The following is a 13,295-nucleotide window of genomic DNA, read 5'->3' as shown; positions in this document are numbered from 1 at the left end:
CCTGAGCTTGTTGTTTTTGTCGCAGCAGGTTCAAATTTTTCTAGCGCTTGTCAGGGCCTCATCGCTGGCAAGCCCGCTCCCACAGGTGTCGTGGGTGTGTCAAAGGTTGTGTGCGCACCACCAAACCCTGTGGGAGCTGGCTTGCCAGCGAAGGCGGTTTCAAATTCAACCGATAATTTCAGGCGGGTGGGTAGGCCTTCCATATCCCCGCGACTCTGCACCGCACGACTGCCAATCCAGTTCGCCCGCTGCACCGCCTCGGCAAAACTCTGGTGTTCGAGCAACGCGCTGATCATCCCGACGGCGAAGCCATCGCCGGCACCGACCGTGTCGACCACTTTGGCCACCGGCACCCCGGCGACGAAACCCTGAGCCTGATGAGTCCGGTAGTAGGCGCCCTCCGGCCCGAGTTTGATCGCCACCGCCTCAGCGCCTTGATCGAGATAAAACGCTGCAATGTCCGCCGGGTCTTCAAACCCGGTGAGCAAGCGGCCTTCGCTTAATCCCGGCAAAACCCAGTGGGCGAGGGCGGCGAGGCGATTGATCTCGCGGATCATCTCGCGCTCACTGGCCCATAGGCTCGGGCGCAGGTTAGGGTCGAACGAGACGCTGCGACCGGCGTCCCGCATGCGCGTCATCAGTTCGAAAGACATCTCCCGTGCTGAGGCCGACAACGCGGGCGGAATACCGGTGGCGTGTAAGTGTCGCGCGCTCAGCAGGTTGGCGTTGATCGACTGCGCAGACAGATGACTGGCCGCCGAGCCGCGCCGGAAATACTCGACTTGCGGATCGCTGCCATCGTCGCTGCGCGACTTGAACTGGAACCCGGTCGGATGATCTTTATCGACGGCGACATGGCGGCAATCCAGCCCTTCCTTGGCCAGTGTCTGCACCACGAAGCGCCCGAGCGAATCATCGCCAACGCGGCTCAGCCACGCGACGTTGAAACCCAACCGCGACAGCCCGATTGCGACGTTGCTGTCGGCGCCGGCGATACGTTTGTGAAACTGCTCTACGGCGGCCAGATCACCGGTCTGCTCCGCGACCAGCATCGCCATGGTTTCGCCGAACGAAAGAATATCGATCTCAGACATGGGCAGGCTCCAGACGGGATTGGCCGAGGCGGGCGAGGGCGGCGACATGCTCGGTGGTCAACTGCACCAGATCATCGCCCTGCAACGGGTATTCAGCGGCGCGCATAACGCCTTGGGCCATGTGCCGCAGGAGTTGTTCCCACAGGTGCAGGTCGCTAACGGCCGGCGGCACCGCGACCAATTTGCCGTCGGCGCGCCGGGCCACAGCTTTGCAATGCACATAGCCGACGTGCCGGCCGAGCAGGCGCGCGGCGCTGGCGGCGGACTGGTCCTGCCACTGCCAGTTGCCGATGTCGAAGGTCATTTTGATCGGCAGATTGTGCTGTTCGACGGCGGCAAAGAAGCGCTGGAAGGGTTCGATGCGTCCGCCGTGCAAGGTCTGGTCGTTTTCCACCAGCAACTGCACCGGGCTGTGTTTCAAGCGTTCGGCCAGAGCTTGCAGATCGTTGGTGTCGGTGAAGTAGCCGAGGGAGACTTTCAGCCATTTCGAACCGAAGGCTTCGGCCTGTTGCAGGGCGGTGATCAATTCTGGATTGGGTTGCGCCTGACCGGCGAGCCACAGTTCTGTCGGTGAGGAATAGATGCTCTGCAGGCCCTGGGCCTGGGTGGCTTGCGCCAGTTGTGTCGGGTCTTCGCGAGTCAGCAGCTCTTCGCGCCATTCGATGCGGTTGGCGCCAGCGGTTGCCAGCACCTCGATGAACGATCCTTGGCCGCGTTGGCGGACAAGCTCGGCGCCATAGCTGGACAGGCTGATGGAAACGTCGGGTTTATTCATTGTTATTGACCTCTGAAACCGGTTTCATTTTTGTTCAAAAAAATATTCGGGGTTCTGCTGTTCTATCGGGCCTCATCGCTGGCAAACCAGTTCCCACAGTCATTGGGGGTATACAACAATCTTGTATACGACCCCGGATCCTGTGGGAGCTGGCTTGCCAGCGATAGCGTCAGCTCAAACACCACGAATCCCATGGGTCGACCCCCGCTCAACCAACACCGGCGCAAAATCAATCCTGCGCGCCGCGTCATCATCCCCACGCAAACGCTTGAGCAAACACTCAAACGCCCGAGCGCCAATCTCCTGCGTCGGTTGCGCCAGCGCGGTAATCCCGCTGCCCACCAACGGGTACCAATCCAGATCATCCAGAGCGATAAAACCCAGCCCCTCAAACAATTGCCAGCCGATCTCGCGCAGCGCAGTGGTCGCGGCCAACGCCGCCACACCGTTGGCGCAAAACAGGGCTTTCGGGCCATTCGTAGAGTTGTTTAGAAAGGTTTGAAGATGGGTAGCCAGTTCCACGCCTGTTTCGACGACAGCACCGGCCAACTCTGAACGCTGCGCTAGCTGCGCCTGGAAACTGCTGACCCGCTCGATCCGCGAACTGGTCCCGTCATACGGCTCAGTCACCAGCAGCACATCGCGATAGCCACGCTGCTCAAGATGCGCCAGCGCCATCTCCACGGCTTGCGGGTTGTTCAGGCCAACCATGTCGCTATCGAGTCCATCAACCTTGCGGTCCACCAGCACCAACGGCATCTCGCGATGAAGTTCATGCAGCTCGTCACGGTGATGGCCAAGTGTGTTCACGATCAGCCCTTCGATGTTGTAGGAGCGCAACAGCGCCAGATGCTGGCGTTCCTGCTCGTCATCGCGGTCGGTGTTGCACACCACCAGACTGTAACCGTGCGCACGGCAGGCGGTTTCCACCCCATGCATCACGGCAATTGAATAAGGGTTACGGATATCGGCGACGAGCATGCCGATCAGGCGCGTGCGACCGCGTTTCAGGCCACGAGCCATTTGGTTAGGGCGGTAGCCGAGGTCATCAATCGCCTGCTCGATGCGTAAGGCAATGGCATCGGATAGAAGGGCGCGGTCATCACCGATGAAGCGCGAAACGCTAGCCTTGGATACGCCGGCGCGTTCGGCGACGTCGAGCATGGTCACGCGGCTGCGCTGGGCGGTGGAGAAGTCGTTCATGGGTGGACCTTGTTATTGAATTTATAAACCAGTCCCTTAGCGGCACTCATGAAACCGGTTTCAGGGAACAGCATTCGCACCGAACCGTCAAGTAGGACAGATCGCCTAGTGTAGGAAAAATCCGACGAGCGGCTGTTTGACCTGTCAGATCTGACAGTAGTCCAAAACGCAAAACAGGCGCCTAATTTGTTGCAGAGAGAGTCGAATTTTCCAGTGGAGATGGCCATGCCACCCAGCGAAGTAATGACATACGATCCACCCAAAGTAATAGGGGTTGCGGATGATGATCCCGATGGCGTTATACCTCCGTCGTTATTGCTCACAGGAATAGATGTGGTTATTCCAATCTGGCCTTTGCAATCGCCACCCGGAAGAGAAGACACGCTTATCGTGCAAACGAGACGGGGCATAGCTGTTGAGTTCAATTGGAGCCAAGTCTATCCCACGCCAATCTCTGATTTGGAATTCATCGTTCGGATTGGTCCGGAATATTTAGCGGTTGATGGTGTTATCGAGTTGGGTTATCAAACTCGAAATTACCTCTCCAACCCGGCAAATTCGATTCCACGTAAATTAACGATTGACCACATGCCAGTGGTGCGCGATTTGCCAGAAATAAAGTTTCCGGCAGCGTCAATCTGGGGATATTTGAACTGCGCGACACAGCCGCCAATCTGGACAGGTATAGAACTGAAGGTGCCGCCTCTTCCAACGTTTGTTCGGAGCGGCGATACCTGCACGGTGGAATGGGTCGGATATCTTTCCTTAAATGGAAGTGGTAGTCCGATACAGAGTACTTATAAGGAAATTACTAAAAAGCCGCTCACCAACACCGACATCAGCAATGGCTATTCCGAAATGGTGGCACCGTTTGTTCCCCATGTTCAGCCGATGATTAACAAAGCGTCTGCGATTGCAACTTACTCCATCTATCGCGGCACCAAGTTGATAGGTAAATCAAAGGATGGCTTAGTGAAAATCGACCGAACAGTTTCAGGAGAGGATCTGCCTTGTGGTCCGTAAAGTAAGTGATGCATAACACGCGGTAAAGTGTGCGCCGCAGTACGCTGGAGTTTCGGCGGAGGTGCAATCGTGTATTTAAAAGGAGCAATTACATGAATGCTAAAGTAGAAAATGAAAAGCTTGCCAAGCAAGTATCATTGCAAGGCGGCGGTTCAGTTTTGGTCGATCCCGCGACCATTCCTGCGCAAACGCTGCCAGGGGGGGATTTGCGGATCCCGATTGATAAGCTGAACGCCCCGCTCGACTACCATATTCCTCGACCTCCCGATCAATATGAGCGTGATCGATTGACGGTCAATTTGCGCGTAAAGGGCACAGCTACCTTGATTCCTCTCGTTCCCGGACTTAGTTTGGGCCCCGTCGCCGGCCGGGTATGGCCACTACCGTTGACAATCCCTCTTGCGGAATTGAGGGAGTTGGCAACGCCGGAAACACCTACCGAATACGAATTGATTTATCAATTATTTGCCAACGGTAATAACCCGACTCCCGCGGTTACGACTGAGTATAAAATCGACAAAACCAAACCTTATCAAACCAAAACGCCTGCATCGGATTTTTCACCTCCGGCCGCAGCATTTCCAGTCGATCTACCTCCGACCAAAGACATTGATGATGCTTATCTGGGCGCGAACCCTACCGGTATCGAGATTACCGTGACGCTGGCAGGCAACGCCGATCCGACAGATGTTTGCGATGTGTATTGGGGAATACCCTCGGATCCGGCATACGCAACTCCCGTCATGGCTGACATTACGCTTCCGGCAGACGGCAAAATTTTAATGCCCACCACCATCTTTCAGAACTCAACGGAAGGTTTTAATACATTGACGTTCATCGTCAAGGATCTTGCAGGCAACATCAGTCGCCGATCCAGACCTGATCAACGCAATATCAGGCGTCTGGCACCGCCGGTACCGTTACCACCTGTCGTACCGTTGGCGGATGGCACTGATGGCGACACGTTGATTGATTTGGCCGACTGCAAATTGGGGGTCACTATTGAGGTAACGGTACCCCAACCGAGTACGCCTGCCGACACCATCAGCGCGACTTGGCAGGGGATTGATCTACCAGAACAACGGGTAGGCACTGATACCACACTGGTTTTTAACGTGGACTACCTCAATGTAATCAAGGCCGCCTACGGTGCAACCGATGGGCCTGTGCCAACGACAATCCGTTATCAAATGTTTCGCGGTTCAGGAACTCCAATTGCCACTCAACAGGTAGCGATCGAGGTGGATATTTCCTATCCCGGCCCAGTCAATCCGGATGAGCCCAGTGACATAAACCCTAATCTTGAATTGCCTCGGCTCGTGTCTTCACAAGGTGTAGATAATAAACTTGACGATAATGACCACGGTAAAGATGCCGAGATATTCATCCAATTGTACGCAGCGCCTCCTACTGAAGCTGCACAAAGCATTACCGCCTTTTACGATGATCAGGCATTGTCTCCACCCTACTTGCTGCGACCAGGTGAACAAGGCACTGAGATCGGACCGATTATTGTACCTTGGTCGATAATCGAGAAAAAACAGAACGCCGATGTGAAGATTAAATGGCAACTTACGGCTGTCGGAGGTGCCAATCCCGTATTCTCAAGAGAGGAAACGGTAGTTGTTGATATTACAAAAGTCGATCTGCCGAAAGTTCAGGTGCAAGGATTGATTTTTGATGAGATTTCTTGCCCGACATTGAATTTTTTGCCAGCGGATGACCCAAGTTATCCGGGAGACGGCACCAATCGCCGAAATCTAAAAGTAATCATTCCTTTCAGTTCTTCTCTGCTCGACGGTCGAACTGTGACGCTGAAGTGGGAAGGCTATGAAGATGAAGGCGCAACACTGCCTATTTCCGGCACATCGGTAACGAAGGACATACCTATTGTCGGCACAGTCCCCCCTGAGGGCATTGAGACTGACATTGGCGCTTACATGACACATTTCAAACCTGTATCCGATGGGTACGGCAAATTAACCTACACCATTTCCAGTGTTGTGCCGGAATCCGATCCGGCTACTCATTATGTGTTCCTGCTGGATAACGACGGGGATTACTGTGAGGTAGCGAACCCGATTCCTTGACGAAAATGATACAGCGGACACAGTTTTTTGTGTCCGCCGTATCCCTTTGTCCACCATCAGAATGAAAGCATTTCCGAAGAAAAATCCACCCTGTTTATAGGACAAGTCCTACATAAGAATACGTGATTACTCGTTAGCCTAGCGGACCTTTCAGATAGGCGCGGTCAGCATCATAAACCCGCCATGGCAGTCGATCCTTTTTTGAGGCAGGTCTTCAATATGCAGATACCCTTCCAGCAACGGACTACACCCCCCTTCAAGAGAATCGCACTTTTTTTGCCGCTTTTGATGTCTTCCACGCTAGTCACGGCAGGCTCCCTCGTCGGCGGAACTGCCACAGTCAACAATGGCGACACCATCGAAAACTGGTTCCTGACGCAAAACGCAACGTTGACCATCAACAACGCAGAGACGTTGGGCATTACTGCCGATAGCTCTAGAGTCAATATCAATGCGGGCAGCATCACTCAGGAAATCAGCGTCAGTGACAACTCCGCAATCAGTATCGACGGTGCAACTGTCACCGGGACCAACGGTCAATCTGGGCTTCTACTGATTTCAAGCCAAGCCACTGTCAACAACAGCAATGTTAACGGTGAACAATACGGTGCCTCCGCGGTGCGTTTTTCCACTACACAGTCCGGCTCGGTGCTGAACGTTACCGGTAATAGCAACATCATCGGTGTTGACGCAGGGGCATTTGCGACCTCACACAGTCGGATCACTGTTGAGGACTCGTCTCTCATCGGCAGCAGTGCAACCAGCTACGGACTTTGGTTGCAAAGTGCTGAAGCGATTGCCAGGAACAGCACTATTATCGGTAATCAGACCGGTGTCTTTATCGAACTGGATGTCACCGGTATTGCGCCCGCCATGCTGAATCTGGACAACACAACGGTGCAAGGCAGAACCGGGTCTGCGATCGTCGTCGACTTTGATAATGTGGCCGCCGAGACCGCGACTCTGACGTTGAACAACTCCCAATTGCTCTCTGGCAACGACACGTTGCTAGAAGTAAAAGGCGGGGCGACGGCGTTGATGACAGTCAACTCAAGCACATTGAATGGCAATATTATTGCCGATAGCTCGAGCCATTCCGAGTTGACCTTGCAGAACAACTCTTCTCTGACTGGACGATTGGAAAATGTTGCCAGTGCAACCATCAGTGACACCTCGCAATGGGTGCTGGTTGACAACAGTCAGGTTGAAAAGCTGGTGCTCAATGGTGGCTCGGTCAAGTTCGGCGACAGCAATGCGTTTTATCAACTGAATGTGACCAATCTGTCGGGGAGTGGCCAGTTCATCATGGCCACCGACTTGGCGACGGGGCGTACAGACTTGCTGAATGTCACCGGTACGGCGAGTGGTTCCCATCAACTGCTGATCGAAAGCAGTGGTACCGAGCTGCCTTCGGGCCTTCCTGTTACGGTGGTGAAAACTGTCGGGGGCGATGCAGTATTTAGTCTTCCGCGCAATGTGGATCAGGGGGCTTATTCTTACGGCCTGACCAAGAACGGCAATGACTGGATACTAGATCCGGAGACTCGGGTCGTCAGCCCGGGCGCTCGTTCGGTACTCGCCTTGTTCAATACTCCGTTACCGGCGTGGTATGGAGAATTAACCTCGCTGCGTACCCGAATGGGTGAGTTGCGATACAACGGTGGGAAGGCGGGAGCCTGGGGCCGTACTTATGGCAACAAATTTCAAATTTCCGACGGATCCGGCGTGGGTTATGAGCAGACTCAATACGGGTTCACGCTTGGGGCAGACACGCAATTACCGATCGGTGATGGTCAATGGCTGTTCGGTATCATGGGTGGGCACAGTCAATCCGATCTTAATCTCGACGCTGGTACATCAGGCACCGTCCAAAGCTATTACCTTGGTACCTATCTCACCTGGATAGACGCGGTGAGTGGTTACTACCTTGATGGTGTCGTCAAAGTGAACCGCTTTCGCAATGATGCCAAAGTTGGTTTGAGTGACGGCGGTCGAGCGAAGGGTGACTACGACAATACAGGGGCAGGTGGCTCGATCGAGTTTGGCCGACATATCAAACTCCATGATGGTTATTTCATTGAACCATTCACCAAATGGTCTGCCGTGGTTATCCAGGGCAAGGACTTTTCCCTCGACAACGATTTGCAAGCTGAAGGCGATCGTGCCCGCTCCTTGTTAGGGGAGGCCGGAATTACCGCAGGTCGTAATTACGCACTGAGGAATAACGTTGAGCTGCAACCTTACGTTCGTATAGGGGGGGCGTACGAGTTTGCGGAGAACAATGAAGTGCAGGTCAACAACAATGTGTTCAAAAATGATCTTTCCGGTGCGCGCTCCTTGCTCGGGGCGGGGCTTGCCGTCTCAATGACTGATAAGCTGCAAATGCATGCGGATTATGAATACAGTGATGGAGAAAATTTTCGTCAACCAGGCGGACTGACGCTCGGGCTACGCTACTCGTTCTAAGCGTTTGCCAATCAATAAAAAAGGAAGCTGCGGCTTCCTTTTTTTCATTCACTGCTGGCGGCAAAATTAGCAGCGAGCAGCTTTCGCTGTAGGCCGGCGTGGAATCCTTCTAACAGTAACGTGTCGATAAGCTTCAAACTTTACTTTCACATCGACAGTTTTGCGTGTGTCTTCATCCCGGTTCTCAAGCGTAACGCTGATTTCCCCGGAAAAAATATGGCTTTGGGTGTCATACGCTACGCGGGCCTGACCTTGATACTGCGTATACACGACAGGTTTCGTCGGTAAGCTATTGTCGACATAGAGTACCCGCACTGTATAAGCTTCCGCGAAGAGACCATAAGTGCCATCAGGTTTGTCTTTGCTAAACGAAATTTTGAGCTCTTTGGTCGTGTAATCAGGCGCAGGTGCTCTTTGCGTGGCGAGCATGACGTGCGCTTCGCCGTGCGGCGGCGGATAGATGGCGTCCAGCAATTCCACCAGGCCGGCGTCAAATGCTTCTGTTCCGTTCACAAAACCTTGGCATTTTCCCTGAAACGTAGATTGCGATGCGACCTTTGCAAGTGCGTTCATTATTCAGACTCCGCTGTCAGAAAAGAGATATCTCGCCTTCACGAGAAGACTGGCGAGATCAGCTTATCTAATGCCAAGTCAACAAGTTTGTAACCTGTAATACCTGACAGTTTACAAAGCAGATTTCATGTGATTGCTTTAGTGGCAAATACGCCCTTCTGGAGCGTTTCCAAAAGCTGTGACGGCTTACCCAAACAACCCCGCCGCTATATTGATTGAAAACCCTAATATCGCTGTATTGAACACAAACCCGATCAGCGATTGCGCGAGCACAATCTTGCGGATATCCCGCGTCGCAACGCCCACATCCGCTGTTTGCACCGCCACGCCGATGGTGAACGAGAAGTAGAGGAAGTCCCAATAGTTAGGCGTTGTCAGCCCCTCGGCAAAACGCAACGCCGGTTCCTTGCCATCCCAGGTGTAATACAACCGCGCGTAATGCACACAGAAAATCACCCCGATCAGCAGCCATGAACCAATCACCGTCAGCGCGGTGAAGCCGTAGTGCATCAACTTGCGAGTGGTTTCCAGATCCTTGCTGCCGGCCAGTTCGAAGGTGATGGTGGCGAGACTGGCGAGGGCGGCGATGCACACCACAAACAGCACCAGCCCGGCGTTTTCGTCCTCGACTTCGGCGATGCGTTTGACGTCTGGAGCCTTGGCGCGGACGGTCAGCCAGAACATCAGGATCAGGTACGTCCAGACACCGGCGTTCCAGCCGATGAGGATTTTGCTGACGATGGAATCGGCGGGAGCCAGGAGACCGGTGGCGAGGCCGAACAGGGCGGCGGCGGACAGGCGAGGGTGGGTGCGGGCGAGGAAGCGCATGGGGACTCACGTTGGCGAACTGTCATTGCACCATAGCGCACGCCATCGGGCTTTAGTAGGAGCTGCCGCAGGCTGCGATCTTTTGATCTTATAAGAGCAAAGTCAAAAGATCGCAGCCTGCGGCAGCTCCTACATTTGGATCAGTGGGGCTTGGTGAAACGTTGTACGAGCTTCATGACGACGACGAAGAACACGGGGACGAAGATGACTGCCAGCGTGGCAGTGATCATTCCGCCGATCACCCCGGTGCCGATCGCTTGCTGACTCGCCGAGCTGGCACCCGTGGCAATCGCGAGCGGCACCACGCCGAGAATGAACGCCAGCGACGTCATCACGATCGGCCGAAGACGCAGGCGCGCTGCCTGCAACGTCGCGTCGATCAGGTCGTGACCTTCGTCATACAGGCTTTTGGCAAACTCGATGATCAGGATCGCGTTCTTCGCCGACAGACCAATGATGGTGATCAGGCCCACTTTGAAGAACACGTCGTTAGGCATCCCGCGCATCGTCACCGCCAGCACCGCACCGAGTACTCCCAGCGGCACCACCAGCAATACCGAGGTCGGAATCGACCAGCTCTCGTACAGCGCCGCCAGACACAGGAACACCACCAGCAGCGACAACCCGAGCAGGATCGGCGCCTGATTGCCGGACAAGCGTTCCTGCAACGACAGACCCGTCCATTCCTGGCCCAAACCTTTCGGCCCTTGCGCAACCAGTCGCTCGATTTCCGCCATGGCTTCGCCGGTGCTGTGTCCGGGTTTCGGTTCGCCGGAAATCGCAATTGCCGGATAACCGTTGTACCGGGTCAACTGCGCCGGCCCCTGAATCCAGTTGGCTTGCACGAATGCCGACAACGGCACCATGTGCCCGGCGTTGTTGCGCACATGCATTTTCAGCAGATCGGCGACCTGGCTGCGTTGATCGCCTTCAGCCTGCACCACCACACGCTGCATGCGCCCCTGGTTGGGGAAGTCGTTGATGTAGCTCGAACCGACGGCGGTGGACAGCGCATTACCAATGTCGGCAAACGACACACCCAAGGCATTGGCCTGTTTGCGATCCACGATCAATTGCACCTGCGGCGCTTCGGCCAAGGCACTTTCACGGACGTTCATCAATACCGGACTTTTTTCGGCGGCGGCGAGCAATTCGCTACGCGCCTGCATCAATGTCGCGTGGCCGAGGCCGCCGCGATCCTGCAAGCGGAACTCGAAACCGCTCGACGTACCGAGGCCATCAATGGGCGGCGGCAACACCGAGAACGCCATGGCGTCCTTTATTTCACTCAGCGCCGCGTTGGCACGGTCGGCAATCGAGCTGGCCGAATCATCGCTGCCGCGTTGCGACCAATCCTTCAGCGTCGAGAACGCCAGCGCGGCGTTCTGCCCGCTGCCGGAGAAGCTGAAACCGAGAATCACCACACTGTCGCTGATGCCCGGCTCGCCGGCATTATGCGCTTCGAGCTGTTCCGCTACGGCCACGGTGCGGTTCTTGGTCGCGCCGGGTGGCAACTGGATGTCGGTGATGGTGTAACCCTGATCTTCCACCGGCAGGAAAGAAGAGGGCAGGCGCATAAAGCACAGGCCCAGTCCGACCAGCAGTACCACGTAAATCAGCAGATAACGTCCGGTACGTTTTAGCGCATAGCCGACCCAGCCCTCGTAACGGTCCGTCAGGTTTTCGAAGCGGCGGTTGAACCAGCCGAAGAAGCCGCTTTTTTCGTGATGCTCGCCTTTGCCGATTGGCTTGAGCAAGGTCGCGCACAACGCCGGGGTCAGGGTCAGGGCGAGGAACGCCGAGAACAGAATCGAGGTGGCCATCGACAGCGAGAACTGTTGGTAGATCACCCCGACCGAGCCTTGCATGAAGGCCATCGGAATAAATACCGCGACCAGCACCAGTGTGATGCCGATGATCGCCCCGGTGATCTGGTTCATGGCCTTGCGCGTGGCCTCCTTGGGCGACAAACCTTCGGTGGCCATGATCCGCTCGACGTTCTCGACGACGACAATCGCGTCATCCACCAGGATGCCGATGGCCAGCACCATGCCGAACATGGTCAGCACGTTGATCGAAAAACCCAGCGCGAGCATGGTGGCGAAGGTGCCCATCAATGCCACCGGCACTACCAGTGTCGGGATCAGCGTGTAGCGCACGTTTTGCAGGAACAGGAACATCACCGCAAACACCAGCAGCATCGCTTCACCAAGGGTGTAAACCACTTTGGTGATCGAGACTTTGACGAACGGCGAGGTGTCGTACGGGATCTTGTATTCCACACCGGCCGGGAAGTAGCGCGACAGCTCATCCATCTTCGCCCGCACCAGCGTCGCCGTGTTCAGCGCATTGGCGCCCGGTGACAGCTGCACGCCAACGGCGGTGGACGGCTTGCCGTTGAGGCGCGTGCCGAATTGATATTCCTGACTGCCGATTTCCACCCGCGCGACATCGCCGATGCGCACGGTCGAGCCGTCGCGGTTAGCCTTGAGCACGATGTCGGCGAACTCTTGTGGCGTCGACAACTGGCCCTTGACCAGAATCGTCGCGGTGATTTCCTGGGTCGACGGCGACGGCAGATCACCGATGCTGCCCGCCGAGACCTGGGCGTTCTGCGCGACGATAGCTTCGTTGACGTCAGCCGGGGTCAGGTTGAAAGCGATCAATTTCTGCGGGTCGATCCAGATGCGCATGGCACGCTCGGCACCGTACAGCTGGGCTTTGCCGACACCGTCCAGACGCTTGATCTCGTTCATCACGTTGCGCGCCAGATAGTCACTGAGCGCCACGTCATCGAGTTTGCCGTCGCTGGAGGTCAGGGTGATCAGCAGCAGGAAACCGGAAGACACCTTCTCGACCTGCAGGCCTTGCTGGTTCACCGCTTGCGGAAGGCGCGACTCGACCACTTTCAAGCGGTTCTGCACGTCAACCTGCGCCAGCTCCGGATTGGTGCCCGGCTGGAACGTGGCTTTGATCGTCGCGCTGCCGAGGCTGCTCTGCGATTCGAAATAGAGCAGGTGATCGGCACCGTTGAGTTCTTCTTCGATCAGGCTGACCACGCTTTCATCAACGGTCTGCGCCGAGGCGCCGGGGTACACGGCATAGATTTCGATCTGCGGCGGCGCGACGTCGGGGTACTGCGCCACCGGTAACTGCGGGATGGCCAGCGCACCGGCCAACAGGATGAACAGGGCGACAACCCAGGCAAACACCGGACGGTCGATAAAAAACTGCGGCATATAA

The 13,295-nt window shown here is 55.7% G+C and carries 9 protein-coding genes; 3 read left to right on the top strand and 6 right to left on the bottom strand.

The window, feature by feature from the left end; genetic code table 11:
- Positions 1-50: 50 nt before the first annotated feature.
- The 3 genes from AC3Y64_RS14970 to AC3Y64_RS14960 form a co-directional block, all read right to left on the bottom strand.
- Positions 51-1,094: a sugar kinase gene (locus tag AC3Y64_RS14970; RefSeq protein WP_489984268.1), complete on the bottom strand. Its 1,044-nt coding sequence runs from the start codon at positions 1,092-1,094 to the stop codon at positions 51-53.
- Positions 1,087-1,869, bottom strand: coding sequence for a sugar phosphate isomerase/epimerase family protein (locus AC3Y64_RS14965; RefSeq protein ID WP_158955032.1), 783 nt, complete (start codon positions 1,867-1,869; stop codon positions 1,087-1,089). The genes AC3Y64_RS14970 and AC3Y64_RS14965 overlap by 8 nt, the downstream gene beginning before the upstream one ends.
- A 174-nt stretch (positions 1,870-2,043) precedes the next feature.
- A complete protein-coding gene (locus tag AC3Y64_RS14960) occupies positions 2,044-3,072 on the bottom strand; it encodes a LacI family DNA-binding transcriptional regulator (RefSeq protein WP_489984267.1) in 1,029 nt (342 codons plus the stop codon).
- 225 nt (positions 3,073-3,297) lie between these two features.
- Here AC3Y64_RS14960 and AC3Y64_RS14955 point away from each other — a divergent pair, with 225 nt between their 5' ends.
- The 3 genes from AC3Y64_RS14955 (at position 3,298) to AC3Y64_RS14945 (ending at position 8,651) form a co-directional block, all read left to right on the top strand.
- The gene (locus AC3Y64_RS14955; RefSeq protein WP_489984266.1) at positions 3,298-4,095 is read left to right on the top strand and encodes a hypothetical protein; all 798 of its coding nucleotides are present in this window, start codon (positions 3,298-3,300) and stop codon (positions 4,093-4,095) included.
- Positions 4,096-4,187: 92 nt separating this feature from the next.
- Positions 4,188-6,185, top strand: coding sequence for a hypothetical protein (locus tag AC3Y64_RS14950; RefSeq protein ID WP_489984265.1), 1,998 nt, complete (start codon positions 4,188-4,190; stop codon positions 6,183-6,185).
- A 183-nt stretch (positions 6,186-6,368) separates the two neighbouring features.
- Positions 6,369-8,651, top strand: a complete 2,283-nt coding sequence (locus AC3Y64_RS14945; protein WP_489984264.1) for an autotransporter outer membrane beta-barrel domain-containing protein — start codon at positions 6,369-6,371, stop codon at positions 8,649-8,651.
- Positions 8,652-8,717: 66 nt separating this feature from the next.
- Here AC3Y64_RS14945 and AC3Y64_RS14940 read toward each other — a convergent pair whose 3' ends face one another.
- From AC3Y64_RS14940 to AC3Y64_RS14930, 3 genes are all read right to left on the bottom strand, one after another.
- Complete coding sequence (locus AC3Y64_RS14940) at positions 8,718-9,224, bottom strand: hypothetical protein (RefSeq protein WP_489984263.1); 507 nt, start codon at positions 9,222-9,224, stop codon at positions 8,718-8,720.
- A 186-nt stretch (positions 9,225-9,410) separates the two neighbouring features.
- A complete protein-coding gene (locus AC3Y64_RS14935) occupies positions 9,411-10,052 on the bottom strand; it encodes a DUF1345 domain-containing protein (protein ID WP_016984456.1) in 642 nt (213 codons plus the stop codon).
- Positions 10,053-10,192: 140 nt separating this feature from the next.
- Positions 10,193-13,291 carry a multidrug efflux RND transporter permease subunit gene (locus AC3Y64_RS14930; protein WP_489984262.1) on the bottom strand — a complete coding sequence of 1,033 codons (3,099 nt, stop codon included), beginning with the start codon at positions 13,289-13,291 and terminating at the stop codon, positions 10,193-10,195.
- Positions 13,292-13,295 lie beyond the last annotated feature (4 nt).

Source organism: Pseudomonas sp. 4CAES_32.4 (genome assembly GCF_058136335.1).
This window is presented reverse-complemented; position numbering and strand designations above follow the sequence as displayed.

What these genes read in the sequence shown, in the direction of transcription:
- AC3Y64_RS14970 (WP_489984268.1), bottom strand. Translation starts at nt 1,094, where the DNA reads ATGTCTGAGATCGATATTCTTTCGTTCGGCGAAACCATGGCGATGCTG.
- AC3Y64_RS14965 (WP_158955032.1), bottom strand. Translation starts at nt 1,869, where the DNA reads ATGAATAAACCCGACGTTTCCATCAGCCTGTCCAGCTATGGCGCCGAG.
- AC3Y64_RS14960 (WP_489984267.1), bottom strand. Translation starts at nt 3,072, where the DNA reads ATGAACGACTTCTCCACCGCCCAGCGCAGCCGCGTGACCATGCTCGAC.
- AC3Y64_RS14955 (WP_489984266.1), top strand. Translation starts at nt 3,298, where the DNA reads ATGCCACCCAGCGAAGTAATGACATACGATCCACCCAAAGTAATAGGG.
- AC3Y64_RS14950 (WP_489984265.1), top strand. Translation starts at nt 4,188, where the DNA reads ATGAATGCTAAAGTAGAAAATGAAAAGCTTGCCAAGCAAGTATCATTG.
- AC3Y64_RS14945 (WP_489984264.1), top strand. Translation starts at nt 6,369, where the DNA reads ATGGCAGTCGATCCTTTTTTGAGGCAGGTCTTCAATATGCAGATACCC.
- AC3Y64_RS14940 (WP_489984263.1), bottom strand. Translation starts at nt 9,224, where the DNA reads ATGAACGCACTTGCAAAGGTCGCATCGCAATCTACGTTTCAGGGAAAA.
- AC3Y64_RS14935 (WP_016984456.1), bottom strand. Translation starts at nt 10,052, where the DNA reads ATGCGCTTCCTCGCCCGCACCCACCCTCGCCTGTCCGCCGCCGCCCTG.
- AC3Y64_RS14930 (WP_489984262.1), bottom strand. Translation starts at nt 13,291, where the DNA reads ATGCCGCAGTTTTTTATCGACCGTCCGGTGTTTGCCTGGGTTGTCGCC.